This is a genomic window from Micromonospora sp. NPDC004540, assembly GCF_040610095.1.
Classification (GTDB): domain Bacteria; phylum Actinomycetota; class Actinomycetes; order Mycobacteriales; family Micromonosporaceae; genus Micromonospora.
In genome coordinates this window covers 1-24,470 of sequence record NZ_JBEXLR010000002.1, presented here as the reverse complement: position 1 = coordinate 24,470, position 24,470 = coordinate 1, and the positions used below count along the sequence as shown (strand labels likewise).

Annotated in this window: 23 protein-coding genes; 12 read left to right on the top strand and 11 right to left on the bottom strand. The window is 69.6% G+C overall.

Annotation, left to right across the window (positions count from 1 at the left end; translation table 11 throughout):
* Nucleotides 1-59: 59 nt before the first annotated feature.
* The gene (locus tag ABZV78_RS00965; RefSeq protein WP_355634715.1) at nucleotides 60-1,052 is read right to left on the bottom strand and encodes a hypothetical protein; all 993 of its coding nucleotides are present in this window, start codon (nucleotides 1,050-1,052) and stop codon (nucleotides 60-62) included.
* A gap of 30 nt (nucleotides 1,053-1,082) precedes the next feature.
* Nucleotides 1,083-1,379 carry a hypothetical protein gene (locus tag ABZV78_RS00960; protein WP_355634714.1) on the bottom strand — a complete coding sequence of 99 codons (297 nt, stop codon included), beginning with the start codon at nucleotides 1,377-1,379 and terminating at the stop codon, nucleotides 1,083-1,085.
* Between ABZV78_RS00960 and ABZV78_RS00955 the strand changes: the two genes are divergently transcribed.
* Complete coding sequence (locus ABZV78_RS00955; protein WP_355634713.1) at nucleotides 1,378-2,148, top strand: DUF4253 domain-containing protein; 771 nt, start codon at nucleotides 1,378-1,380, stop codon at nucleotides 2,146-2,148. The genes ABZV78_RS00960 and ABZV78_RS00955 overlap by 2 nt on opposite strands.
* A gap of 64 nt (nucleotides 2,149-2,212) precedes the next feature.
* On the opposite strand, the gene ABZV78_RS00950 is transcribed toward ABZV78_RS00955, so the two are convergent.
* Entirely contained in the window at nucleotides 2,213-2,569 is a 357-nt protein-coding gene (locus ABZV78_RS00950) for a hypothetical protein (protein ID WP_355634712.1), read from the bottom strand.
* Between the two features lie 190 nt (nucleotides 2,570-2,759).
* Between ABZV78_RS00950 and ABZV78_RS00945 the strand changes: the two genes are divergently transcribed.
* The 3 genes from ABZV78_RS00945 to ABZV78_RS00935 all read left to right on the top strand — a co-directional run bounded on the left by ABZV78_RS00945 (nucleotide 2,760) and on the right by ABZV78_RS00935 (nucleotide 4,387).
* Nucleotides 2,760-3,293, top strand: a complete 534-nt coding sequence (locus ABZV78_RS00945; protein WP_355634711.1) for a DUF6817 domain-containing protein — start codon at nucleotides 2,760-2,762, stop codon at nucleotides 3,291-3,293.
* 56 nt (nucleotides 3,294-3,349) lie between these two features.
* Complete coding sequence (gene coaD / locus ABZV78_RS00940) at nucleotides 3,350-3,775, top strand: pantetheine-phosphate adenylyltransferase (RefSeq protein ID WP_355634710.1); 426 nt, start codon at nucleotides 3,350-3,352, stop codon at nucleotides 3,773-3,775.
* Between the two features lie 306 nt (nucleotides 3,776-4,081).
* Nucleotides 4,082-4,387 (top strand): hypothetical protein, encoded by a 306-nt coding sequence (locus ABZV78_RS00935; RefSeq protein WP_355634709.1) that lies wholly within the window; start codon nucleotides 4,082-4,084, stop codon nucleotides 4,385-4,387.
* A 116-nt stretch (nucleotides 4,388-4,503) separates the two neighbouring features.
* On the opposite strand, the gene ABZV78_RS00930 is transcribed toward ABZV78_RS00935, so the two are convergent.
* From ABZV78_RS00930 to ABZV78_RS00905, 6 genes are all read right to left on the bottom strand, one after another.
* A complete protein-coding gene (locus tag ABZV78_RS00930) occupies nucleotides 4,504-5,076 on the bottom strand; it encodes a GNAT family protein (RefSeq protein WP_355634708.1) in 573 nt (190 codons plus the stop codon).
* Nucleotides 5,077-5,226: 150 nt separating this feature from the next.
* On the bottom strand, nucleotides 5,227-5,703 hold the full coding sequence (locus ABZV78_RS00925; RefSeq protein ID WP_355634707.1) for a hypothetical protein: 477 nt from the start codon (nucleotides 5,701-5,703) through the stop codon (nucleotides 5,227-5,229).
* A 962-nt stretch (nucleotides 5,704-6,665) separates the two neighbouring features.
* Nucleotides 6,666-7,409 (bottom strand): hypothetical protein, encoded by a 744-nt coding sequence (locus ABZV78_RS00920; protein ID WP_355634706.1) that lies wholly within the window; start codon nucleotides 7,407-7,409, stop codon nucleotides 6,666-6,668.
* A gap of 240 nt (nucleotides 7,410-7,649) precedes the next feature.
* Nucleotides 7,650-8,624 (bottom strand): vanadium-dependent haloperoxidase, encoded by a 975-nt coding sequence (locus tag ABZV78_RS00915; RefSeq protein WP_355634705.1) that lies wholly within the window; start codon nucleotides 8,622-8,624, stop codon nucleotides 7,650-7,652.
* 42 nt (nucleotides 8,625-8,666) lie between these two features.
* On the bottom strand, nucleotides 8,667-9,143 hold the full coding sequence (locus tag ABZV78_RS00910; protein WP_355634704.1) for a hypothetical protein: 477 nt from the start codon (nucleotides 9,141-9,143) through the stop codon (nucleotides 8,667-8,669).
* 394 nt (nucleotides 9,144-9,537) lie between these two features.
* The gene (locus tag ABZV78_RS00905) at nucleotides 9,538-10,101 is read right to left on the bottom strand and encodes a hypothetical protein (RefSeq protein WP_355634703.1); all 564 of its coding nucleotides are present in this window, start codon (nucleotides 10,099-10,101) and stop codon (nucleotides 9,538-9,540) included.
* 26 nt (nucleotides 10,102-10,127) lie between these two features.
* Between ABZV78_RS00905 and ABZV78_RS00900 the strand changes: the two genes are divergently transcribed.
* From ABZV78_RS00900 to ABZV78_RS00880, 5 genes are all read left to right on the top strand, one after another.
* The gene (locus tag ABZV78_RS00900) at nucleotides 10,128-12,725 is read left to right on the top strand and encodes an AMP-binding protein (RefSeq protein WP_355634702.1); all 2,598 of its coding nucleotides are present in this window, start codon (nucleotides 10,128-10,130) and stop codon (nucleotides 12,723-12,725) included.
* Nucleotides 12,704-13,729 (top strand): iron ABC transporter substrate-binding protein, encoded by a 1,026-nt coding sequence (locus ABZV78_RS00895; protein WP_355634701.1) that lies wholly within the window; start codon nucleotides 12,704-12,706, stop codon nucleotides 13,727-13,729. The genes ABZV78_RS00900 and ABZV78_RS00895 overlap by 22 nt, the downstream gene beginning before the upstream one ends.
* Nucleotides 13,713-15,314 carry an iron ABC transporter permease gene (locus tag ABZV78_RS00890; RefSeq protein WP_355634700.1) on the top strand — a complete coding sequence of 534 codons (1,602 nt, stop codon included), beginning with the start codon at nucleotides 13,713-13,715 and terminating at the stop codon, nucleotides 15,312-15,314. Before ABZV78_RS00895 ends, ABZV78_RS00890 begins: the two co-directional genes overlap by 17 nt.
* Complete coding sequence (locus tag ABZV78_RS00885) at nucleotides 15,311-16,345, top strand: ABC transporter ATP-binding protein (protein ID WP_355634699.1); 1,035 nt, start codon at nucleotides 15,311-15,313, stop codon at nucleotides 16,343-16,345. The genes ABZV78_RS00890 and ABZV78_RS00885 overlap by 4 nt, the downstream gene beginning before the upstream one ends.
* An 86-nt stretch (nucleotides 16,346-16,431) precedes the next feature.
* Complete coding sequence (locus ABZV78_RS00880; RefSeq protein WP_355634698.1) at nucleotides 16,432-19,011, top strand: non-ribosomal peptide synthetase; 2,580 nt, start codon at nucleotides 16,432-16,434, stop codon at nucleotides 19,009-19,011.
* Nucleotides 19,012-19,211: 200 nt separating this feature from the next.
* Here the strand turns inward: ABZV78_RS00880 and ABZV78_RS00875 are convergent, their stop codons facing one another.
* Together ABZV78_RS00875 and ABZV78_RS00870 are read right to left on the bottom strand one after the other, a co-directional pair.
* Nucleotides 19,212-20,843: a M28 family peptidase gene (locus ABZV78_RS00875; RefSeq protein WP_355634697.1), complete on the bottom strand. Its 1,632-nt coding sequence runs from the start codon at nucleotides 20,841-20,843 to the stop codon at nucleotides 19,212-19,214.
* A 274-nt stretch (nucleotides 20,844-21,117) separates the two neighbouring features.
* Complete coding sequence (locus ABZV78_RS00870; protein ID WP_355634696.1) at nucleotides 21,118-21,288, bottom strand: hypothetical protein; 171 nt, start codon at nucleotides 21,286-21,288, stop codon at nucleotides 21,118-21,120.
* A gap of 83 nt (nucleotides 21,289-21,371) precedes the next feature.
* On the opposite strand from ABZV78_RS00870, the gene ABZV78_RS00865 reads away from it, so the two are divergent.
* The 3 genes from ABZV78_RS00865 (at nucleotide 21,372) to ABZV78_RS00855 (ending at nucleotide 24,365) form a co-directional block, all read left to right on the top strand.
* Nucleotides 21,372-21,758, top strand: coding sequence for a VOC family protein (locus ABZV78_RS00865; RefSeq protein ID WP_355634695.1), 387 nt, complete (start codon nucleotides 21,372-21,374; stop codon nucleotides 21,756-21,758).
* Between the two features lie 1,266 nt (nucleotides 21,759-23,024).
* Nucleotides 23,025-23,654: a class I SAM-dependent methyltransferase gene (locus ABZV78_RS00860; RefSeq protein ID WP_355634694.1), complete on the top strand. Its 630-nt coding sequence runs from the start codon at nucleotides 23,025-23,027 to the stop codon at nucleotides 23,652-23,654.
* Between the two features lie 102 nt (nucleotides 23,655-23,756).
* Entirely contained in the window at nucleotides 23,757-24,365 is a 609-nt protein-coding gene (locus ABZV78_RS00855; protein WP_355634693.1) for a class I SAM-dependent methyltransferase, read from the top strand.
* Nucleotides 24,366-24,470: the final 105 nt, after the last annotated feature.

The following is a 24,470-nucleotide window of genomic DNA, read 5'->3' as shown; positions in this document are numbered from 1 at the left end:
CGACGCCACGCGGCGTGGAGGTGGGTCCGGGTGCACGTAGAGGCTTGGTCAGGCCGCGGTCAGTCCTCGTCGCCGTGGATGGTTACCTGGATGGCGGCTGGAGCGCCCGCCGCGTCAAGCTCGACGTGGACGGGGAAGAAGCCGTCGCCTACGGACGTCATCGCGAACATGATGCGAGCACCGCCGACATCGATCGTGGCAGCCTCGTGCTCGGACGCGCGGACATCGGCCATCACCCGCCAGTGGTGGGAGTGCGGGCGGAAATCGAAGGCGAACCTTCGCTCTGGTGTTACGTTCCTTCGCTCGTTCAGCGCGACTGCCTTCGCGTACGCCTCGCGGACTGGCAGGTTCAGCCAGCCGTAGTTGTTTTCGCCGGGTATGCCGGTGGGGGTCGCGGCGAACTCGGCTGCGATCTCGGCCTCGTCCCTGCCCCAGAACACGACGTCGGCGAGGCCATCGATCGGGTCGTCGTGTACCCATTCGCTCAACGCGTCCGCGTCGGCGAACACAAACCGGGCGCAGTCGACGCCGACGTTGCCGAGCGGGCGGGTGCCCACGACGGGTTCATCACTGACCTCGATACGGATGTGCCTCCAGCCCCAGTCGCTGACCGGCGTCGCGGTGACCGGGAGCGAACGGTTGGTCGGCAAGCCTCCGACTGAAATGACGGGCACGCCGGTGATCAGGAAGTCGGGATCGCCGCCGGCGATCGCGCGCCGCACGCGGTCACGGTGCGGGACCTGCCGTGGAAAGGGACGCAGCGATGCGTCATAGCCGTGCTCCCGGCAGTGACCGTCGAACAGCGAGGTGAACTCCGCGACGCCATGTTGCGGGATGTCGTACAGCGTCCGGCCGCACTGCCGGTCGAACGACCGCGCTGCCGCGTCCGCATCGCGCCCAACGACCTCGAAGTCGACGGCCGGCTCGACGTCAGGCTGTCGCACGTCCTCCGGCGCGCGGTCACCGGACCACAGCCCGAGATAGCCGCCATCCATCAGCACCAACTGCCCGGAAGGGCAGGTAACCTCGCCGAGCAGCACAATCTCCGTCACGGTCGCGCAGTCTAGGGCGTGCACCAACGGTCACCGCAACGAGATGACGCTCGCGGCTGCCTGCGGATCGCATGCGTTCAATGGCCCCCATCCGCTTCTGCCGTCGACCGTGCGGGTCTGACTTCGAGTCGCCATGACGGAATGCAGCAGGTTTGTCGAACGGCCGACCGTGGTTAGCGCGCTATGCCGGCGAGGTGGTGTCCCGAGGCGGCGGGCTTTGGTGATCTCGGGGATGCCGTCTTCGATGAGCCAGGTCTTGTGTGTATGGCGGAGGTCGTCAGCCACGTCGGACAGCGTGTCGTGGCCGGCGCCTATGGTGTCGGCCATGACGTGGTACGAAGCGCTGCCGCCGGACATTCCCGAGGGCCGGTTGATGAAGCCCTACAACGACCCCACGCCGGTCTACTGGCTCTCCTCCCGTCCTGCCGCGGCGGGTGATTGGTCCCGGTGGCGGGCCCAGCATCAGCGGACGGGGCTGTGGCCGCTGCTCGTGCTCGACGTCGAGGGCGACGACGAACCTTTCGGCATCGACGCCGAATACGACCGCATCACCACGGTTGAGCAGCACGACAGTGGCGTGGTCCTCGCCGAGTGGTGGCAGGAGATCACCGATAACGACCTCGACGAAGAAGCTGCCAACAACCTCGGCTACCTCGATCCGATCGGTGCACGGTGGCCCGGGCTCACACCTGACCCCGACCAGCAAGGTCCGGTGGAGCGCTTCGCCGACCAGTACGCTGACATGCTCTCGACCGGCCAGGCCCGCCTCGCGCTGGTCCCCGCGGCCGACGGCGCACATGCGCTGACAGCGATCGGCTGGACCGGACCGCTCAACCACGACAACGACACCGCCCGCTTTGCCGCCGTTGTGCGCGACTGGCAGCGTCGGTTCGAGGCCAGGGTCGTCGGGTTGGGCTTCGACACCCTGCACCTGAGCATCGCCGCACCGCCGGTCACCGTCGACCTGGCCCTACGGGTGACCGCCGAACATTTCGCCTTCTGTCCGGACAACATCTGGCAGAGCCACGCCGACACCTTCCCCAAGTACGCCGAAGGGATCATGGGCTTGAACTGCTGGAGCTTCTGGTGGGACTGACCCGGCAGCGGGCTCAGAACGGCCAGCAAAGCATCGACCATGCCGCCGGCTGGCAATCGTTCGGTTACGTCTGGTCGTACGCGTCACCCTGATTACGTGCGAGAGTTGGATTCCCGCCGTCAGTGCTCAGAAGCCAACGGAGCAGCTCCGGGATCGATGTGGCGACGACAGGCATCTCGCCGACGACCCCAAAGGTGTCCCAACTGACCAGATAGCAGCGTCCCGCCCGGGTCGGGTGGAGGTCGATGACGACGTGCGGGTCTGTGGCTGCCGCGCCGCCGTCAGCAATGACGTAACAGCCGTTGGTCAGATCGTCCGGCGCCTCTGTCGCGACCTCCCACGCAACGGCCTCGGTCAGCAGGCGGGGACTCGCCGGCACGAGCGCGTCGGGTCCGCAGGCCCGCCATTGGTAAGCATCCACCGGCGTGCGCGACGCGATCGAGCAAGTCGCGCAGCTCGCTTGAGGCCAGCCCCGAATCCGTCACGTCGAAACGATAGGCCCAAGTGACCGACCCTCAGCGAGGCGAGTGCCAGACGTAGCCACGGCGCTGTGACATGTTGCCCACACCCAGGGGCCAGCGGATCCGACAACTGATACCTACAGTCGGGCTATGGGCACCGACAAAGGCGTGCGGGTCTGGCTCCGCCGGCATGGAGCTGAGCAGATCGCGCATCCGGGGGGCAACCTGTACGCCCACCTCTGTCGAGTCAGCGAACGACTCGCCGTGCTCGGCTGCAGCGGTGAAGTGCAAGCCGCGGGCCTTACCCACGCCGTCTACGGCACCGACGGGTTCGACCTCGCCCTGCTTGATCGGGACAATCGTGCTGTGCTCCGGGATCTCGTCGGTGCCGACGCCGAGGAGCTTGTCTATCTGTATGGCGCCTGCGACCGTAGACGCAGCTGGCGGGAGCTGGCACAGACCGGCCAGGTGTTCGACCGCTTCGTACGTCAGGTGAGAACGCCGGATGCGGCTCAACTTCGGTCGCTCATGGACCTGAGCATCGTCAACGAACTGGACGTCATCGAGCAGGATCCTGCGGTGGCGAACCGGCACCGTACCTACTTCCGGGAACTGTTCGCCTCTTGGGCCCCACTGGCCTCTGAGCAGGTCATCCGCGATGCACAGCGGGTCTTGCGGCCGTGACACCCGAATCATCGGCAGGGCCACGTTCGACAGCACGCACCCCCGGTCGCGTACGCGTGCGAGCCGTCTACCCCGGCAGCTTTGATCCCTTCACTCCTGGGCATTTGAATGTGGTGAACCGGGCACGCGATCTCTTCGACGAAGTGGTCGTGCTCGTCGCGGTCAACAGCATCAAGCATCCGGGCACCGACAAAGAGGAGCGAGCGGCCGCTGTACGGGCCATTCTGCCGGTCGAGTGGACCTCCGTCACCGTTGCCGCCTGGAGCGGGTTGACCGCCACCTACTGCCGTCGCCATGAAGTAGGAGTGATCGTCCGCGGCGTGCGTAACACCACCGACCTTCGGACCGAGTACCAGCTCGCCGCGATGAACCAGTCGCTGGGTGTCCCCACGGTGTTTCTGCCTGCGCAGCCCGAACTGGCCGCGGTGTCTTCGACTGCGGTCCGCACGCTGGGCAAGTTGCCTACGTCCAGGCAGCCGTAATTCCATCGACGGTCATTCGCGGCACGATCGCGTGCGCTTCGCGGATGCCGTCGCCGGCAAGCGCGACCTCCAGGGTGAGCGCATCCCGTCGGGGTCCTGGCCTACGATGTTCGCCGCGACCAGCATGCTGTGATGGGTGCTCCTCTGTTGCGCCGACAGACGTCGCAACCACTCACTCGCCTGCACTCACGCCCGTCCTCGGAGGTGATCGACATGTCATCCAGGCGTTAGTCCCGCGCACGGTGCGCAGGCGGCCGAAGGGCAGGTCATCAAGTGGCCCGTACCGACGTTCACCGACCCGAGCGAGTGCAGCAGCGAGACCCGCTGCTGCGTCACTGGTTCACCGACACCCACGAGCACGGCTCCGGCCCCTGCGATCTTGACGAGTTTCTTGCCTCGCCCAAGTGGATCCGCACCCGCTGCTACCGGCAGCCGTCGGCCCAGGCCCCGAACCTTTGCGGCTGTCACCTCTGCACCTTCCAGTCGCACCGCAAACTCGCCCGCCGGCAGGGGCGGGTCGCCTGGCGGGCGATCCGTCAGCAGCTCCTCGCTGAGCACCGCGGCGGCGAGCGCGACCTCGACGTCCCCGCGATTCGCGGGAAGGCCTGGTAGGTGTCGCACTGGGGATCAGAGAGCGCGCCTTGCGGTATGAGAGTGCACTGTGCTGGCCCCATCAACTCAGCGAGAAGCGCCCGGCGGCCGGGCGCGGTCTCGCGAGCGAGGAGGACTCAGCGGGCGGGAACCGGCTCGGACGACGGCCGCCACTCCCGCCTGATCAGCCCGTACACCCAGGAGTCCGAGACCTCGCCGTTCACGACGCAGTCTTCCCGCAACGTCCCTTCACGCACGAATCCGAGCTTCTCCAGGACGCGGGCAGATGCCCCGTTGCGCGTATCGGTCTCGGCCTGGACTCGATTCAGGTCCAGCGTGTCGAATGCCCACTGCAGCAAGGCGCGCGCGGCCTCCGTCGCGTAGCCGTGGCCCCATGCCGCCTCGTCGAGGCAGTAGCCCATCGACGCGCTGCGGTAGTCCGGATTCCACCGGGTCAGACTGCACCAGCCGATGAACGCCCCGTCGGAAACATGGTCCACGGCGAGCCGCGTCCCGGTGCCTTCCTCTGCCATCTGCCGGCAAGCCGTTATGAACCGCTCGGCGCGCACACGTTCGGTCCAGGGCGGCGCGTCCCAGTAGCGCAGCACGTAGGCGCTGCTGTGCAGCGCGAAGAGGGCGTTCGCGTCCGCGTCGTTGAAGGGACGCAGTCGCAGGCGAGCGGTGTGCAGCGTGGGGGTGGGCAGGGACATGAGTGCCATATTGCCTCGCTCAATGGGCGGACAGAAGACATCGGCTACTAGGGGAAGCCGCCGCCGCTCCACGCTGCTGACACCGCGTCGATGCGGGTGAGCGTCCGTGTCAGCGCGCTGATAGGGCGGTGTCAGCGGCGGTAGCGATGGTCAGTGGGCACGGCGGACATACGAGCCGCCGAGCACAAACGACGACCACCCGATGGAGAGCATGATGCCGAAGTTCGACACCGCGGCCCCGATCTCCGCTGTCCCGGCGAGGAGAGCTGTGATGAGCAGGCAGACGGCCGGCATGGTGCAGCTGACCGCCACTGGCGCGGGCCGCCTGCCGCAGCGGCGCTGGCAGGCCGGTCGAAGAGGACGTTGCTCCGGTTCGACCGTGTCGTCGATGCTGAAGCCGACTCGCCGCTGCTCTGCACGAGTGCGTGAAGGTGAGCAGATCGCGTCGCTGCCGAAGCCACCCGGAGCGTCCGAGGCTCGACCGGTGAACGGAAGCGCATTAGGCTCATTTGTCAGGTTCGTTCTGTTCGGCGGTGGTGTCGGGCTCGCCTCCAGTATCGCGGTGTCGCTGCTGGCCACGCTCATGCCGTGGGCGGCCGCAAACGCGCTGATCACCGTGATATCCACGCTGCTTGGCACGGAACTGCACGCCCGGTTCACCTTCGGCGCCGGCCGACGCGCGCGATGGCACCAGCATCTGCAGTCCGCCGGCTCGGCCACCGCCGCCTATCTGGTCACCTCAGCTGCCATCCTCGTTCTACACGCATTGCAACCGTCCGCCAGCATCCGCTGGGAGCAGGCCGTCTACCTCAGCGCCTCCGGACTCGCCGGAGCCGGGCGGTTTCTGGTGCTACGCCTGTACGTCTTCACCCACGGCGCACCCCCCGCACCGACCCCGACGGCGTGCGGCCGGCACGTGCCGGCACCGCACCGAGCAGGCTTCGACCCAGTCGGCGGCCACCTGACCCTGACCACCAGCGACTGGCGGCGGACCGAACGACGGCGGCAAGAGAGGGCGACCGCCCTCGCCCGACCTCCTGGACGACCTCATCCGGCTGTTGGTGCAGGCCCACGACCAGCGGCTTGCCGGTGCCACCGGCGGGCACAACCGCTGCTCGCAGCGCCAACGCGGAGGCCACCCGCTCGTGCCAAGCGAGCGAGCGCATACCGCGCGACCTCAACCGCCTCAGTCGCCGATCGGTCATTGATCGAGCGGTCGATCACCGCTCGCGGCCCATAGACGCCGGCCAAGTCGGAGAAGACCTGGTGGTGCTCGCTACCCTCCCGTCCTGCCATAGGCCAAGAACGCCTCCTCCTGCAAGGCGCGCGCCTCTGGTCGCCGGGATCGTCAGGGAGGCGACGGTGTTAAGAGACGTCCTCTTATACCGGTGCTGACGTGCGCCCCGACGGGCGTCGCCACACTTGCCGACCGGACTTGCTCATCGACCTCCGGGGCCTGCTGACAATGTGCGGGCTATCGGAAGGGGGTCGGCCAGGCCACCGTTCAACTGCAACCGCGGATAGCGGCACAGGCGTGCAGTCAGTCGGCGCTCGGGTGCCCGCGCGTGCCAAGGCGCCGCTTCCAGGGGTTAGGGGCGGGATCCGGTCGCTGCCGTGGTCGCGGCGGCGGCCAGCAGATTCCTGAGCCGGGCATGCGGGAAATGTTCCTCGGCCTCCGCTGGCGGTGTCACCCGTGTGCTGTAGAAGTCGGCATCGTGGTCGTCGTCTTGTTCGGCCCACAGGTTGCCTGCTTCGTCGCGGTGCCAGACCACTTTCTGGCCGCGGAAGTCGGCGCGTTCGAGCCAGTCGGCGCCACTGGGCCAGTAGCCGGTCCAGCCGCGGGGCCGCAGCGCGGCGTACGCCGCGTCCACGACGGCAACGGCGGTGTCCACGTCGTCGTCCTCGAAGACCGCGGCGAACCGGCACAGCAACGCCAGCGGCACCCCGGGGTGCGACAGCAGCGGATCCCGCACGGCGACTGCCCGGCAGATCAGGTCGAGCTCCGACCAGCGCAGCGCGTACGGGTGCCAGTGCGCCAGATCGTCCCACCCCAGCCCAGCCCACCCGGCGGAACCGGGCCCGGTGATGCCCAGTTCGTAGGAGTCGAGCCGGGTGTTGACGTCGAGCGCGATGAGATGGCCGCCGCCGACGTCGAAGGTGACGCTGAGCGCGTCGTCATCGTCATCGTCATCGTCATCGTCATCGTCGTCGTCGAGCAGGTCCTCAAGGCCGCCGAGCCGATCGGCGCCCGGGCCGTCCTCCGCGGCGAAGGTGTAACGCGCCCAGAAAGCCGGATCGTTCAGAGACTCGCGCAGGGATCCTGGAATACCCATCCCACGATCATCGCCTGCCGACGCGGCAATCCGTCAGGCAGGGTGGATGGCCTCCCGCCCTGGTCTGCGTCGGCCCCCGACTTCCTGACAACAACATCCCAGCGAGCAGCCGGTGCGGTCCGGCCAACGCACCCGACCGGGTCGCCACCATCTGCCGGCGCTCCCCGAGTTGATCAGTGAGAACGCCGGCAGACTGTGCCCGGCTGCATGATGGCCCAACTCAGCTGGGCGCCCGGCGCGTCACCGCCGCGGGCGGAAGTAGTTGCTGATCATGTACGCGGTGACCTTGGCGCCGATCTTCGCGCCCTCGACGTCTGCCGTCCGGGTGTGGATGCCGCCCCAGATGCGGGCCTCGATGACCTCGGCGATGGCCTGGGAGAAGCTGCCAAAGTACCGGGTGGTGCCCGAGGCTTCGCTGTATCCACTGAACGGGATGTCGTCGCGGCCGAAGAAATGCCGCAGCGCCAGCATGCTGGCCGTGGTGAAGCACGTGTGCCCGGAGGTGAAGTCGGGGTGGGGCGGCGTGACGAGAAGCGGCATCCAGCCGGCATCGGCCGTGGTGGCCGGGTTGCCGTCGGTGTCGGCCAGTTGGACGGCGGTGACCGGGCGCCAGAACATCCAGGCGGCCTTCTCGTTGTAGCAGGCGGTCGTCGCATCGGCCTCGGCAAGGTCGACCATCGCGAACATCCGCGCCGTCTGCAGCGGGTTCAGCCGCTGTGTCGTGGCCAGCTGGCGCTTGATCTCCCACTCGCCCAGGTGCCGGTCGTGCCACCAGATCGCAGCCTCTGTCTGGTCCGCCGTCCGGACCGGGCTGTTGACGGCGCCGACGGTCTTGACCTCGTTGAAGTCCCGGGCGTACTGCTCGCTGGTGAGCGCGGGCGGGCCGGACGTCCGGAACATCGACGCGCTGGGGATGAGGAACGGCTTGAGGTTGGCCACCCATGCCCCGTCGTTGGCGTTGGTCGGCGGGGTGGGCCGCCACTGGCCGGGCCCCGTGCCGACCCGCCAGGCCGCGTCGCCGAACGCCCCGTCGTTCTGCCGGGCGCTGATCATCGCGGCGGCGGTCTGACTACCCACCGAGATCCCGCGCCGCTTCGCGCTGCCGTTGGGCACGGCGGCCAGCCACTCGTCGTACTGCGTTCGCAGCCGCGCCTGCTGGGACGGAAACAGGGAGCTGAGCACCTGGAAGGCCGCGGTGCCGACCGCCGCGTTCACCGATTCGCGGCCGTTGGTAGCCGGCGCGATCAGGTACGGCTGCTAGGGCGTCCCGGCGATGGCGTTGACCGCATCGTAGATGGCGCCGTGCACCATCGCGAAGCTGCGCGCCTGGACCTGCGGTTGCTGGCCTGCCACGTCCCAGATCGCGGACTGCGCGTTGCGGTCCCAGACGATGACGGCATTTTCGGATGTGCTCGCTTCCGCCGCATGCGCGGAAGGGGTACCGAACGCGGCCAGCGACCCGGCGGCGAGGATACCGATGACCACCGCGCTCACGAATCTTCGGCGGGTGTGGACCTGACATGTCATGACTGCCTCCCCCGCTGGCAATCCGGCCAGCTGGATGCCATTGACGCAACTAGCTGCCGGAAGGCAGGCTAACGCGTCGTTCGCACGCTCCACAGTGGCTGAACGGGCGGACAAGTGGTGTTCCATAACTGTTCCGATCACGGCCAACATGGCATGAGGTGCCATGTCGGTCGCGCTTGCATCGGCGATCAGGTCTATCCACAGCATCGGCGCGATGGGTGGCGCTTGCGGCTGGCTGCTGGTGAAGTACCTCCAGCAGTGGGGTGAAGGACCAAGGCGCCGACGACCTCCCGCCGGTGACGCCACTGCGCCAACACCTCGGCGAGCGTCCGCTGGCACTCCGGGGTAAGCGCACCGGAGAAGAAGCCCACCCGGTACCCCGAGCTGGGGACGAGCCTGCCGGAGGCCTGAGGGGCACGTGGCTCGCCCGGTCACGCTCTGCCTGAGCATGATCGGCATCGCGTGGGCATCGCCAAGGTCCTGGCGACGTTCCGGCCTCGGACGGGAGGTCGTCGACGGCCATAGCCGCCCCGACCGATGGCCCGGCGAGAAGTACGGGGGCCCTCGATCGGCTTCTTACGCCGCCGTCATGGCCGAATCTTCACCTGGATGGCAGCAGCAGGGTCGTCGCGTCGACCACCTCGACGGTGGCCCCGGCCCGGTCGGTGGCCACGGTCAGCACGTGCCCAGGCGCGGGGGGCGGCAGCCGGTGAAGCGTCAGACCCGATCCGCCACCGGCTTTGAACCGGGCTTCCGCGATCGTCCAGGCCACCACCTCCCGCACCGGCCGGTCACCGATCCGCTCGACGTCGACTCCGACCCGCCCGCCGCCGGGCAGGGCCGCAACGGTCACCACCGCGCCACTGTGCGACACCGACATCTCCAATACGGTGCCGGGCAGCCTCGGCCGGCCGTGCCAGCGGCCGCACTGCGAGCACGTGCGGTCCACCGTCACCGCGTCAGCGGGCAGGTCGAGCATCGAGCCGGCGACGGTGCGCAGCAGTGCCGCTCCGAGCAGGAATCGAGCGCGATCCGCCTCGGGCACGATGCTGTCGAGACGCTGCCGCTCGCGGTCGTCGAGCACCTTCAATAGCCCGACGTGCGCCGCCGTCAGACCGACGGTGAACACCGTGATCTTGCTCGTCGTCGACGGTTGGACAGCCACGGTTGATTAGGTTAGCCTCACCTACCGTGTCTCTGCTGGATCCCCGGCGGGTGCGCGCCGCCGTCCCAGTGTCTGACACTGCCGACACGCACCACCCTGCCCTGATCGACTCGGCCGGCCATCTCAGTTTCGGGGAACTGGCCGACCGGGTGGCTGCGCTCGCGGCCAGCCTGCCGTCCGTACAGGCCGGCCGGCGGCTCGTGCACGTGCCGCTGGCCCCGCATCGCGACCTGGTCCTCGGCTATCTGGCAGTGATGTCAGCCGGGCACGTGGCACTCGTCACCCCGCCTGAGCATCGGTCGATCACCGCGGTCTACCAGCCCGACCTGTGGCTCCGTCCGGATGGCACCTTCGCGCCCGCGACGCCGAGCAGCGACACCGGGGAACCGCGGCACCTCCTGCATCCGGATCTGGCGCTGCTGCTCAGTACGTCGGGCAGCACCGGGTCACCCAAGCTGGTTCGGCTCAGCCACGGCAACGTGCTCAGCAACGCCGAGGCGATCGCGGCCGCGCTGTCGATCACGCCGGGCGACCGTGCGGTCACCTCGCTACCGCTGCACTACTGCTTCGGGCTGTCGGTGCTGCATGCCCAGCTCCGCGCCGGTGCCACCACGGTGCTGCGGCCCGGGTCGGTGACCGACCCCGGCTTCGCCGATGATCTGCGCCGCGACCGGGTGACCCTGGTCGCCGCCACTCCGCACGTGGTGGATCTGCTCGACGTCCAGGGTGTGCTCGATCGTCTGCCGTCGCTCCGGTTGCTCGCCCAGGCCGGCGGCGCGTTGCCGCCCGCGCGGGTACGAGAGCTGGCCGCCCGGGGCCGCGCGGCCGGCTGGGGAATGGCCGTGATGTACGGCCAGACCGAGGCCACCGCGCGGATGGCCGTGCTGCCACCAGAACTGTCGGAGCGATACCCGGACGCGGTGGGATGGCCGATCGCCGGGTCGGCGTTCCGGCTGGACGCGGCCGGAATCGACGAAGCGGTGGGCTCACCCGACGGCGCGGTTGGCGAGCTCGTGTTCACGGGTCCGGGCGTCATGCTCGGGTACGCCGAGCAGCCCGACGACCTGGCCCTGGGCCGGATGCACACCGAGCTGCGGACCGGCGACCTGGCGCGGATCGACGCGGACGGCCTGGTCCGGATCGTCGGGCGACGGTCCGACTTCGTGAAGATCATGGGGATCCGGATCGACCTCGGTCAGGTCGAGCGCTCCCTGCGCGGCCAGGGGCTGCAGTCCTGCGTCACCGGCCGCGACGATCAGCTTCAGGTCACCTACCGGCGCTGCGCGCAGTCCCCCGACCAGGTTCGCGACCAGGCAGCGCAGGTCTCCGGTCTCGGCCGGTCGGTGATCTCGGTCCGCGCCGTCGACGACCTCCCGCTGCTGCCCAACGGCAAGATCGACCGCCGGCGCAGCGCCGGGCTGCACGTCACGGAGGCCCCCGGCCAGCAGGCAGAGACCGCCGCCGCGGTGGTCGCCGTGCTGGAGCCGCTGGTCGGCCCCGGTGGCGTCGACCCCGATCGGTCGTTCGTCGAGCTCGGCGGCGACTCCTTCAGCCACGTCACGGCGTCCGTCGGCCTGACGCGTCTGCTCGGTGACCTGCCGTCCGACTGGCACCACCGCCCGGTGCGCGACCTGATCACGCTCGCCGACCGGGTGCCGCGTTCCCGGTGGCGTCCCCTGGCGCGGGTGGAGACGACCGTCGTCCTGCGCGGCGTGGCGGTGGTGACGATCTGTGGCAGTCATGTCGGGTTGTTCCGGCTGCCCGGCGGAGCGCACACCCTGCTCGCGGTCGCGGGTTTCCTGTTCGCCAGGTACGTACTCGCCTCGTCGACGACGGCGGAGCGCGTACGGCGGACCGCCCGGATCGCGGTCGGGGTCGTCGTCCCGGCGGTGACCGTCGCGGCGCTGATGCTGTTCGGCTTCGGAACGGTCCACTGGTCGAACGTCGCGCTGGTGCACTGGCTCGCCCGGCCGCGGGACATCAACGACTTCTGGTTCGTCGAGGCCTACCTGGTGATCATGGCTGCCACAGTCGCGGTCCTGGCTGTTCCGAGGCTGCGGGCCGCATACGCCGCCGACGCCTGGCGCACCGCGATGATCGCCGTGGCCGTGCTGCTGGTGCCGCGCTATCTGGTGCTCGCGTTGTACGACGGTCCGCTGCGTGGTCTGCCAGGCACGGTGGCATGGCTGTTCGCGGCGGGGGTCGCGATGGCGGTGGCCGACAGCCGAAAGCGCCGGCTGGTCACGGTGGCGGTCGCCGCTGGCGCCGCCTTCGGCTTCTTCGCCGGGGACCCCGCACGGAACCTGACGATCATGGTCGGGCTCACCGTGCTGGCGCTCGTGCCCGCGCTACCGGTGCCGCGGCTGCTCGTCCGTCCGCTCGGCGCACTGGCGGCCGCCTCGCTGCACATCTACCTCGTGCAGTTCCAGATGTTCGCGTTCTTTGATTCTCCGATCATGAAGTTCACGGCCGCGATCGCCGCCGGCCTGGGGTTCTGTGCGGTCGGTAACCACGTCCTGCGCCGGCGGCTGTCGCCTCTGCCCGCGGTCGCAGTCATCCGTCGTCGCGTGACGGCGAAGCAACTCGTGAGAGAGGACATGACATGCGTCGACGTACGTTCCTGACCGGCCTGGGGGCCCTCGGGGCAGCGGGCCTGGTGGGGTGCGGGTCGAAATCCGAGGACGGGTACAAGGCCGACCCCGATTCGCTGCAGGTCTACTCCGCGCAGCACGAGAACCTCACCAAGGCGTGGGCCGAGGCGTTCACCTCGGCGACCGGCATCAAGGTGCAGGTCCGCAAGGGCTCCGACGCCTCGATGGGTCATCAGATCGTGGCCGAGGGCTCCGCGTCGCCCGCCGACGTGTTCCTCACCGAGAACAGTCCGGCGATGACGCTGGTCGAGCGGAACAAGTTGCTCGCCCCGCTGGACGAGGCGACCCGGCGGCAGGTGCCGGCCCAGCTGACCCCGTCGTCGAAGTCGTGGACCTCGATCGCCGCCCGGTCCACCGTGCTGGTCTACAACACCGCCAAACTCGACAAGGCCGACCTGCCGAAGTCGCTGATGGATCTCGCCGGGCCGCAGTGGAAGGACCGCTGGGGGTGCGCCCCCGGTGGTGCCGACTTCCAGGCCATCGTCGCGGGCATGCTCGCCGGTCAGGGCGAGCAGAAGACCACGGACTGGCTGAAGGGCCTCAAGTCCAACGCCCGGGTGCTGCAGAACAACATCGCCACGATGAAGTCGGTCAACGCCGGCGAGATCGAGTGCGGCGTGATCTACCACTACTACTGGTACCGGGACCAGGCTGGCACCAAGGAAGGCAGCGCCAACACGGCTCTGCACTACTTCCGCAACCAGGACCCCGGCGCGTTCGTGTCGCTGTCCGGAGGTGCTGTGCTGGCCTCGACGAAGAAGCCGACCGAGGCCCACCGGTTCCTGACGTTCATCACCAGCAAGGCCGGGCAGCAGGTGCTGGTCGACTCCCAGTCGATGGAGTACGCCGTGGGCAGCGGTGTCGCCTCGGCGCCCGCGCTGCCGCCGTTGAACAGCCTCCAGGCGCCGCCGGTCGATCCCTTCACGCTGAACTCCGACAAGGTGACTGAGTTGATGACCGATGTCGGCATCATCTGACGTTCGCGAGTCGCCCGCCGCCGCGTACGACGAACCGGCGACGCCCCGGCAGGTCGTACGCGCCCGCCGGTCCACCCGGATGCCGTGGCTCGTCGTGGCGGCCGCCGTGCTGGTCGCGGCCGTGATGGTCCTGCCGGTCCTGGTCGCGGTCGGTCAGGCGTCTGCCAGTGGCGACGAAGCGTCGAGGCTGCTGCTGCGGCCGAGGACGGCCGAACTGCTCGGCAACACGATGCTCCTGGTCCTGCTCACCGTACCGATCACCGTGCTGCTGGGCTGTGGTGCGGCCTGGCTGGTGGAGCGAACGACCCTGCCGGGCGCCGGCGCGTGGCGCACGTTGCTCCTGGCACCGCTCGCCATTCCGGCGTTCGTCAGCAGCTACGCCTGGACGTCGGTGCTGCCGGAGGTCCAGGGGCTGGCTGGCGCGGTGTTCATCACCGCCCTGGCCTACTATCCGTTCGTCTTCCTGCCGGCCGCGGCTCTGCTGCGGGCGCTCGACCAGGGGCACCTGGACGCCGCGCGGTCGCTCGGCTCATCCGGTCCGGGAGCGGTACTGCGGGTCGCGATGCCGCAGCTGCGGCCGGCCATCACCGGCGGCGCGTTGCTGGTGGCCCTGCACCTGCTGGCCGAGTTCGGCGTCCTGCAGATGATGCGGTTTCCCACCTTCACCACGGCGATCCTCCAGCAGTTCGCGGTCGGGTTCAGCAACGCCGCCGGCAGTCTGCTGGCCGCGGTCCTGGTGGTGCTCTGCATCGGCCTGCTGGCCCTCGAGGTGCCGCTGCGCGGCCGGGCGCGGATCGCCCGGATGGGCGCCGGCACCCGGCAGCGTCCGGTCGCGTACCGCCTGGGCGCATGGACCATCCCCGCGTCCGCCGCACTCGCCGCACTGGTCGGCCTGGCGCTGCTGGTTCCGCTGGTGCTGGTGCTGCGTTGGCTGGTGCGGGCGATCACGTCCGGCGCGGTGTTCGTCGGCCCGCTGCTCGCGGCGGCGGGTTCGACCGTCGGCCTTGCGGTCCTGGCGGGCCTCGCCGCGTCGGTCGCCGCGCTGCCCGCCGCGTGGCTGCTGCACCGGTACCCGTCCCGACTGGCGACCGCGCTGGAGCGGGTGACCTACCTTGCCAGCGCGCTTCCCGGGGTCGTGATCGGGCTGGCGCTGGTGACGCTGGCGGTGCAGTGGGCCCGTCCGGTCTACCAGACCGCCGCGCTCGCGGTGCTGGCCTACACGGTGCTCTTCATGCCCCGCGCCATGGTCGCCTGGCGGTCCGGCCTGGCCGCGGCTCCGCCCGAGCTCCTCGAGGCGTCGCGTTCGCTGGGGCTGTCCGGATTCCGTACCCTCATCCGGGTGGTCCTTCCGCTGGTCCTGCCATCGGCGCTGACCGGATTCGTTCTGGTCTTCCTCGCGACGTCGACCGAACTCACCGCGACGCTCCTCCTCGCCCCGACCGGCACTGAGACGCTGGCCACCGCGTTCTGGTCGGCCAGCGACGAGTTGGACTACGTGGCGAGCGCCCCGTACGCTGCCGCGATGATCGCGCTGTCCGCCCCGCTCACCGTCCTGCTGCGCCGGCAGATCCTGGACCAGCGATGAGCGGCGCCGGCATCTCCATCACCGGGCTCACCGTCGGGTACGGCGGGCCGCCCGTACTGGACCAGGTCGATCTGCAGGTGCGCGCGGGCGGCGTGACCGCGGTGCTCGGTCCCTCGGGCAGCGGCAAGACCACGCTGCTGCGGGCGATCGCCGGGTTCATCCGGCCCGATCGCGGGCGGATCGAGGTACGCGGCGAGGTGCTCACCGACGGACCGACGTTGGTGGCTCCGGAGCGGCGCGGCATCGGTTACGTCCGACAGGACGGCGCACTGTTCCCGCACCTCGACGTCGCCGGCAACATCACCTTCGGGCTGCCACGGGCCGAACGGCGGCGAGCGGCCCAGGTCGAGCCGTTGCTCGAGCTCGTCGGCCTGTCACCGAGCCTGGCCCGGCGTCGACCGGACGAGCTGTCCGGCGGGCAGCAGCAGCGCGTCGCGCTCGCCCGGGCCCTGGCCCGCGAACCATCCGTGGTCCTGCTCGACGAGCCGTTCTCATCGCTCGACACCGCGCTGCGCGCCGCTACCCGCGAGGCGACCCGTGCCGCTCTCGCGGCGCAAGGCGCCACCACCGTGCTCGTGACACACGACCAGGCCGAGGCGCTGTCGTTCGCCGACCAGGTGGCCGTCATGTTCGACGGTCGGTTCGCCCAGATCGACAGCCCAGCAGGCGTGTACGGCGCACCGGCCACGCCCGAGGTCGGCCGGTTCCTCGGCGACGCGATGCTCCTCGGCGGACAGGCCGTCGGTCGGACCGTCTCGTGCTGTCTGGGGCAGCTGGACCTGGCCGAACCGGCCACCGGCGACGTACTCGTGATGGTCCGACCCGAGCAACTCGTCCTGGGCGAGCCGGCCGACATCACCGCCTCGGTCTCGTCGGTGACCTACCAGGGCGCCGACGCCATGGTCCGCCTGGAACTTGTCGGCCAGACCACCCGTCTGGTGGCGCGCGTCCCCGGCGATCGGGTACCCCACCCGGGGGACAAGGTGGGTATCGCCGTACCCGCACCCGTCCGCTCATTTCCCCAAAGCTGATCCTTGGACGGGGCGCCGGGCAGCCGGGAGATGACGCAGGCCACCCCCGCTTTTCTCTTAGGTGAGGCTGCCCTAATCTGTCGCCCATGCGTGTCCTCCCTTACACCGGGCCGGCGCCGTTCGTCCGCGCCCTGGCGGGGCACGGCGACCGGCCGGCCGTGATCACCGCCGACGGCGGGCTCAGCTACGCCGAGCTCGCCGCGCGGGTCAGCGAGTTGGCTGCCCGGCTCGGCACGACGCGCCGGCTGGTGCTGCTCGCCGGCGCGAACCGGGTCGACGAGCTGGTCGCGTACCTGGCGGCGCTGACCGGCGGGCATCCCCTGCTGCTGGTGCCGGGGGACGACCACGCCGCAGTCACCGAGATGGCCCGGGCGTACGACCCGGACGTGCTGATCCATCGCGTCGACGGAGAGCTGCTCGTCGACGAGCGGCGCCCGGGCACCGGGCACGAGCTGCACCCCGACCTGGCGCTGCTGCTCAGCACCTCCGGGTCGACCGGCTCCCCGAAGCTGGTCCGGCTGTCGTCGGCGAACCTTCAGGCCAACGCCGAGGCGATCGCCGAGTACCTGGACATCCGCGACACCGACCGGGCCGCCACCACGCTGCCGCTGCACTACTGCTACGGCCTGTCGGTGGTGAACAGCCATCTGCTGCGCGGGGCGGCGCTCATCCTCACCGGGCTTTCGGTCACCGACCGCTGCTTCTGGGAACTGTTCCGGGGCGAGCGCGGCACCAGCCTGGCCGGCGTGCCGTACACCTTCGATCTGCTGGACCGGGTGGGCTTCGACCGGATGCGCCTGCCCCACCTGCGTTACGTCACCCAGGCCGGGGGCCGGCTCGCCCCGGAGCGGGTGGCCCGGTACGCCGCCCTCGGCCGCCGCCACGGCTGGCGGTTCTTCGTGATGTACGGCCAGACCGAGGCCACCGCCCGGATGGCGTACCTGCCGCCGGAGCTGGCCGAGCTCCGGCCGGAGGCGATCGGTGTGCCCATCCCGGGTGGGTCGTTCCGGCTGCGCGCGCTGCCGGACCGGCCCGAGCCGGACACGGGCGAGCTGGTCTACGCCGGGCCCAACGTGATGCTGGGCTACGCGGAACGGCCGAGCGACCTCGCGCTGGGGCGCACCGTCGAGGAGCTGGCCACCGGGGACGTGGCCCGGCGCGGGTCGGACGGGCTCTACGAGATCGTCGGGCGGACCGCGGAGTTCGTGAAGATCTTCGGTCTGCGAGTCGACCCGCGACGGGTGGAGGATCGACTGCGGGTGGCGGGCGTCGAGGCGTACTGCGTCGGGACGGACCGCGAGCTCGTGGTGGCCGCAACGGGCGGTCACCGGCCCGAGCGGGTACGGCGCCTGGCCGCCGCCGCGGCGGGGCTGCCCGCCAGGGTGGTCCGCGTGCACCTGCTGGCCGAGCTGCCCCGGCTCGGCAACGGCAAGCCGGACCTGGCGGCGGTCCACGCCCTCACCGCCGCTCCCCCGCCGGCCTCCGCCGTGGACGCGCCCGGCGTCGGGACCGAGCAGCTCTGCCGGCTCTACGCCGACCTGCTGGACCAACCCGAGGTCAGCGCCGACCAGAGCTTCGTCGACCTGGGCGGCGACTCCCTGTCGTACGTCGAGATGTCGGTCCGCCTCGAAGAGCTCCTCGGCGACCTGCCCGCGGACTGGCACCTGACGCCGATCCGGGAGCTGACCCGATCCGCGCCGGCCCGCCCGACCCGGCACCGCGTACTGGAGACCAGCGTGGCCCTGCGGGCGCTGGCGATCGTGGTCATCGTCGGCTCGCACATTCCCGTCTTCACCGTCAAGGGCGGGGCGCACCTGCTGCTCGCCGTAGCCGGGTTCAACTTCGCCCGGTTCCAGCTCACCACCGCGTCCCGGCGGGAGCGGGTACGCGGCGCCGTACGTGCGGTCGGCCGGATCGTGCTGCCGTCGGTGGCCTTCATCGCCCTGGTCGGGGTGGTCACCGGCGACTACACGCTGACCAACGTGCTGTTGCTCAACAGCGTCCTCGGCCCGCACGACGGCGCGACGGAGTGGCAGTTCTGGTTCATCGAGGCGCTGGTCTACATCCTGCTGGCGACGACCGCGCTGATCGCCGTGCCGGCGGTGGACCGGATCGAACGGCGGTATCCGTTCGGCCTGCCGCTGGCGCTCGCCGCCCTCGGCCTGGTCGGCCGGTACGACCTGCCCGGCCTCGCCACGTTCGGCTACGTCCCGTCGGCCGTGGTGGTGTGCTGGCTCTTCGCGCTCGGCTGGGCCGCGGCCCGCGCCACCCGGACCGCCCAGCGGGTGGCCGTCACCGCCGCGGCGGCGCTCACGGTGCCGGGTCTGTTCGGCGAACCGTTCCGTGAGACGTTCATCGTCGCCGGCTTCGCCCTGCTGGTCTGGGTGCCGCGGCTGCCGAGCCGGCCGGCCATCAATCGGGCGGCCGCCGTGCTGGCTGCCAGCTCGCTCTGGATCTACCTCACCCACTGGCAGGTGATGCCGCTCGTCGGCCCCTGGTCGCGGATGGCGGCGTTGGCCGCATCCCTGGCTTGTGGGATCGCCTGCGCGGCACTCGCCCGGCAGGCGGCTCGGCGGCTGCCGCCGGTCGCAACAGCGGCAAAGTTCAGAGCGCGGACGGGTCAGGAGCAATCCTCAAGCCGCCTTGGCGGCAGCCCGATCACGTGACGCGACAGCAACAGTCGGAGGAGCGTCCTGCGCGGGTCGTGCACGTCGGGTGATGGTCGAGTTGGTCCGGGGTTGTCCGGTGGTCGGCGTGGAACAGCGCCTCGGCGAGCAGCGCCCGTACGTGGCTGTCCGCCGCGGAGTAGGAACAGCGAACGGGCCCGGGCCGACGACAAGCGGCCCGGGCCCGTACCCGTGATTCGTCAGCTCAGCGCATTGCCATGGGCGTCCTCGCTGTGACCCGCCCCGTGCGACTTGCCGGGTGCGCGGGGCTCGCCGTTCACGGCGGAGGTGTCGTAGGCGAACGTGATGATTGCCGTCGCGGCGGCGTCGGCGTTGACGTCGAACGCGAACGTGTTCACGTTGCCGTAGAGGTCGTACGCGGCGTCGAGCTGGGCGTAGAGAGCCGCGTTGCCGCCGTCCCCAACCGGGTCGAGGCTGTCGCACGGATCGTGGTAGCAGGGGTCGTACTGCGCGCCCTGTACCCCGCCGTACTTGGCCACGTCCGCGGCGGTCTTGAGGCCTTCGGCCCCGGTGAACAGGCCACCGGCGGGAATGCCGACGGCGATGAACGGGCCGTAGTCCGACCGGCCGGTAAAGTCCGCCGCGTTCGTCGGCAGGCCCCGGCTCGCGAAGAACCCTTCGAACACGTCCTCGATCTGTGCGGATCCGGTCGGGCCGGGGCCGGAGCCCTCGCCCGCGGAGTCGTCACCGTCGTAGACGCCGAACATGTAGTTGGGCGAGCCGATCATGTCGAAGTTGAGGTACAGCGCGATGTCGGCGGCCTGTTCCTCAGTGAGGCTGTTGACGTACACCGTGGAGCCGACGAGGTTGGCCTCCTCCGCGCCCCACCACGCGAACCGGACCCGGTTGTTGGTCTTGGTCTTCGCCATCTGCAGGGCGATCTCGAGCAGGGCGGCGCTGCCGGTGCCGTTGTCGTTGATGCCCGGCGTGTCCGGCTCGGAGTCGAGGTGTGACCCCGCCATCACCACGTTGTCCGTGCGGCCGGTCGTGTTCTCGGCGATGACGTTCTCCGTCGACCGGGTCTCCGACGTGGTGTCGGCGGTGATCCGCACCGTCAGGCCTGGCGTCGTGGCGAACTGCTCGCCCATGTAGTAGGAGACCCCAACTGCCGGGATGCCCACCGGCGCGCCCAGCGTGCCGAGGAGCAGGTTGTAGCGGTCGGCGTTGACGACCGGGTCGCCGTTGCCCTGGTTCATGACGATCGCGCCGATGGCGCCGGCGGCCTCCGCGTTGGCCACCTTGGCGCCGAACGAGCACGTCGGCGCACCCGGCGCGGTCCCCCGCTGCAGCAGGGCGATCTTCCCGGTCAGGTCGAGGCCGGCGAAGTCGCTCGCCTCGCACCCGGACGACGAAGTCCGCGGCGGGGTCAGGTTGATGTCGACCGGCACGACGAGACCCGTGACGTCACCGGGGCCCGAATAATCCATGAGGTCGTAGTCGGTGCCGGCAACGTAGTTCGTCACCGGCGGCGGAGCGAGGCGGGTGAAGCTGGACCCGAACTCCTCGAAGAAATTGAAGTCGAACGTTTGGCGGGTCACCGCATAGCCGGCGTCCTCGAGCAGACCGGCCACATAGGCGGCGCTCGCGTCGTGCCCGGGCAGCCCGGAGCCCCGGTTGCCACCGTTGGCGTCGGCGATCGCCTGGAACTCGTCCAGATGCCGGAGCACCCCGTCCAGAGTCACCGCCTTGGTGAGCTTCTTCACCGAGTTGTTGTTGGGATCGGCCTGAGCCGGGTTGGCCAGCGTCAGCGACCCTGCCAGGGTCGCCGCCGCGATGCCGGCCAGCGCCCGTCTGATCTTGCGAGACACCACGACGTGTCACTCTCCTCATCGCTGAGGCGTCCGGCCTCCGCGCCCCCGTGCCGGACCAGGCCTTGACCATCACATTCACGACGGATGATCGGGACAGTCGTTCGGCCGGTGGACCCACCAACCGAACGTCTTCCCAGTTCGGCGGCGGCCAGGGTCCGGCGCTCACACTCTCATCAACCGCCTCAGCCACCGGAGCAGTATCGAGGTACCTCGCGGGCCCGGAACGGCCGTGCCGCCAGTTGGTCAGCCGCTGCGGCTGATGGCAGCGCTACTGCTAGCTGCTACGCGGGGCGTACATGATGGTGGTGACGCCGATGAGGCAGATGGCGGCCCCGATGACGTCGTCGGCGAGGATGCGACCGACGTTCGGGTCGAGTTGGAAGGTGGCGACAAAGCCGTAGAACTCGAGCGCGATGACTCCGGCCGCGATCCAGACCAGCCCCACGTGCTGGGTTCAGGCTGGGGTCACCTGGACGGGCTCGTAGCCTGGGAAGTGGACCAGATCGAGTCTCGGGTCGAGGAGGGGCTGTGGACCGGGTTACCGGCATCGGCGGGGTCTTTTTCCGCGCCAACGACCCTGACCGAATCAATCACTGGTACGCCACCCACCTCGGCGTTGCCCTCGCACCAGAATCGTACGACGTTTCCTCATGGTGGCAGCAGTCCGGCCCGACCGTCCTGGCCGCAATGTCGGCGGACTCCGAACACTTCGGCGGCTCGGATCACTCCTGGTCACTCAACTTCCGAGTGACCGACCTGGACGCGATGGTCAGCCAGCTGCGTAGTGCAGGTATCGACGTCGAGGTCGACCCCGAGGAATACCCGAACGGCAGATTCGCCAGCCTGCGAGATCCAGAGGGCAATGTGGTCCAGCTATGGGAGCCGGCAGGGGCCGACAGCCCTGGGCCAGCCTGAGCCGGTCGGCTCTCGCCCGTTGACTCGCGACGAGATTCTGAACCCGGACGGGCGCCTGGTGGAGACTCTCGACCCGCCTTCTGATCCGTAGATTCCCAAGACCATGTCCAGGCCGTAGGAAGCCGCCCGCCGGGTCCTGGTCCTCAGGCTCTCGGCAACGCGGTCGGTCCCGTCCGGTCCGGACCAGTCCGCCCTGGTGGCTCCGACGCGTGGCTCCCAGACTGTCAACTTGGGAGGACTCAAACGGATCGTCACGTCTGCGGTCGGGAAGGATGACGGCGTGGTCGGCAACCTTGTTGGTGCAGTGGCGGAGACCTTGGACAGAACGACTCGGGTACGCGTGTACCACCCGGGCGGCCCGGAACTAGCTCGCAAGCGGCGTGACCGTCCGCCAGTCCTCGCTGACCAGCATGGGACCGAGGCGCTGATCCAACTGCGAGCAGCGCTGATGCTCCGGCCGGACACCGCCGTCGCGGCCTGGATGTGTTGGCCGGACTTGTGGCTGGAGCTGCTAGGGCCTGACAACGCTCGGTTGACCACAGTCGGGCTGCTGCACTCCGGTTGGCTGAGGTATGAGCCCGATGGTGATCTGCAGCTGCACGACCGGACGCGGATCGTCCATTGGTTGAATCGCTGGGCTCCGGCGGCAGCGGCGACGATCGCCGGAGGGGTTGCTCCCATCGACCGGCCTTCGAACCTGGTGTAGTTCTGCCGTGCCTGGGTCAGGCTGAGCCCGTGGTTGGGAGTGCTACCTCGCACCACGTCGGCGTCGTGCTCGTCCTGGCCGTCGTCTCAACGGCGCAGGCAAGACCACGCTGATCCGCGTCCTGGCCACGCTTCTCCCGCTGGACGGCGGCGCGGCCCGGGTCGCCGGTCTCGACGTACGTCGAAACCCGGCCGGCGTGCGGAACCGGATCGGCCTGGCCGGACAATAAGCGGCGGTCGACGACTACCCGACCGGGCGCGAGAATGTCGAGATTGTCGGCCTCCTCTACGGATTGACCCGGCGCGAGGTCCGCCGTCGCGCCGCCGACGTCCTGAAACGCATCGACCTTGCCGGTGTCGGTGACCGCCCTGTGCCCACCTACTCAGGCGGCATGCGCCGACGGCTGGACATTCTCGGTCCCGGCGCGCTGCCCGCCGGCCAAACCAATCGGCCCGCAAGTCGGCCTGGCACTGTTCTGGGCCGCAGCCCTCACCGCGGTCTGCGTGCCGCTTGCCATCCGCGCGTACCGTCGCGCTGTCAACTGACCATCGGAGGCAACCATGACCGCCGAACCGCTCGACCGCAACCGGCGCATCTGGGACCGCATGGCCCCCGGCTACGACCGCCAGATGCGACGCTTCGAACCCCTGCTCATCGGCCGCGACCAGCGGCCCTGGGTTTGTGCCCAGGCCCAGGGCGACGTGCTGGATGTCGCCATCGGCACCGGCCTCAACCTCCCCCACTACCCGCCCGGCACCCGACTGACCGGCGTCGACCTCTCCCCTGCGATGCTCGCCGCTGCCGGCAAACGCGCGGCCGGCCTCGGCCTCAACGTCGACCTCGCCGAAGCGCCCGCCGAACAGCTGCCGTACGGCGATGCCACGTTCGACACGGTCATCTGCACCCTGTCCCTGTGCAGCGTCGCCGACGACCGGGCCACCATCGCCGAAATGCACCGCGTGCTACGCCCCGGCGGGCGCCTCCTCCTGCTCGACCACGTCGCCGCCACCAACCGCCTCCTCCTGACGCTGCAACGACTATGGGAGAAGGTGACGCTCCGGTTCGCTGGCGACTACCAGACCCGCCACCCGCTACCACTGGTCCAAGACGCCGGGTTCGTCGTAGAGGAAAGCCAGCGTTCCAAGCTAGGCACCGTCGAGCGGCTCCGCGCGATCAAACCCAGGCGTTAGGTTCGGCAACGCGGGTAAGGGCGTGACAGGCCCGCGCGAGGCGCTCGGTACGTTGTGATCCAAAACCAAGCCGCCGCGGGCGACCTCGCGGAAGGAACGACTGTGACTGGGGAGCATTGGCGCGACGTCTACGAGCAGAAGCGAACTACCGAGGTCAGCTGGTTCCAACCCGAGCCCACGCTGTCGCTGGAACTGCTCACCGCCGCACATGTCGACACAGACGACCCGATCCTCGATGTCGGCGCCGGCTCCTCCGTGCTCGTCGACCGCCTGCTCGATCGCGGGTTCCGCGATGTGTCCGTCCTCGACATCTCGCCGCCCGCCCTCCACGCCACACAACAGCGCCTCGGGCAGAACGCCAGCAATGTCGCCTGGATCGTCGCGGATCTGCTGACGTGGAAGCCTGAACGCCGCTATAGGCTTTGGCACGATCGGGCCGTCTTCCACTTCCTCACCACCCCGGACGACCGCGCCCGCTACCTCGACGTCCTTCGCGCTGCAGTCCAATCGGACGGCTACGTCATCATCGCGACCTTCGCCGCCGACGGCCCTGACCGCTGCTCCGGCCTACCGGTCGCCCGCTACGCCCCGAACCAGCTCGCCGAACACTTCCCTGGCTGGCGGGTACTACACACGGACCGTGAACACCATCGGACCCCCGACGGCGGGATCCAACCCTTCACCTGGCTACTACTTGCAAGGGCGACCTAGCCCGGCGCGAGGGTCTGTCAAGAAAACGGTGTAACACGGGTTGTTGAGGACTACTTGCGGGCTGCGGCGAGTCGGCCTTCGAAGGCCATCTCGAAGGCGTTCAAC

Coding starts and splice junctions, on each gene's coding strand:
- ABZV78_RS00955 (WP_355634713.1), top strand. CDS start 1,378: ATGACGTGGTACGAAGCGCTGCCGCCGGACATTCCCGAGGGCCGGTTG.
- ABZV78_RS00960 (WP_355634714.1), bottom strand. CDS start 1,379: ATGGCCGACACCATAGGCGCCGGCCACGACACGCTGTCCGACGTGGCT.
- ABZV78_RS00945 (WP_355634711.1), top strand. CDS start 2,760: ATGGGCACCGACAAAGGCGTGCGGGTCTGGCTCCGCCGGCATGGAGCT.
- ABZV78_RS00930 (WP_355634708.1), bottom strand. CDS start 5,076: ATGTCCCTGCCCACCCCCACGCTGCACACCGCTCGCCTGCGACTGCGT.
- ABZV78_RS00920 (WP_355634706.1), bottom strand. CDS start 7,409: ATGGGTATTCCAGGATCCCTGCGCGAGTCTCTGAACGATCCGGCTTTC.
- ABZV78_RS00910 (WP_355634704.1), bottom strand. CDS start 9,143: ATGCTGTGGATAGACCTGATCGCCGATGCAAGCGCGACCGACATGGCA.
- ABZV78_RS00895 (WP_355634701.1), top strand. CDS start 12,704: ATGCGTCGACGTACGTTCCTGACCGGCCTGGGGGCCCTCGGGGCAGCG.
- ABZV78_RS00890 (WP_355634700.1), top strand. CDS start 13,713: ATGTCGGCATCATCTGACGTTCGCGAGTCGCCCGCCGCCGCGTACGAC.
- ABZV78_RS00885 (WP_355634699.1), top strand. CDS start 15,311: ATGAGCGGCGCCGGCATCTCCATCACCGGGCTCACCGTCGGGTACGGC.
- ABZV78_RS00880 (WP_355634698.1), top strand. CDS start 16,432: ATGCGTGTCCTCCCTTACACCGGGCCGGCGCCGTTCGTCCGCGCCCTG.
- ABZV78_RS00860 (WP_355634694.1), top strand. CDS start 23,025: ATGACCGCCGAACCGCTCGACCGCAACCGGCGCATCTGGGACCGCATG.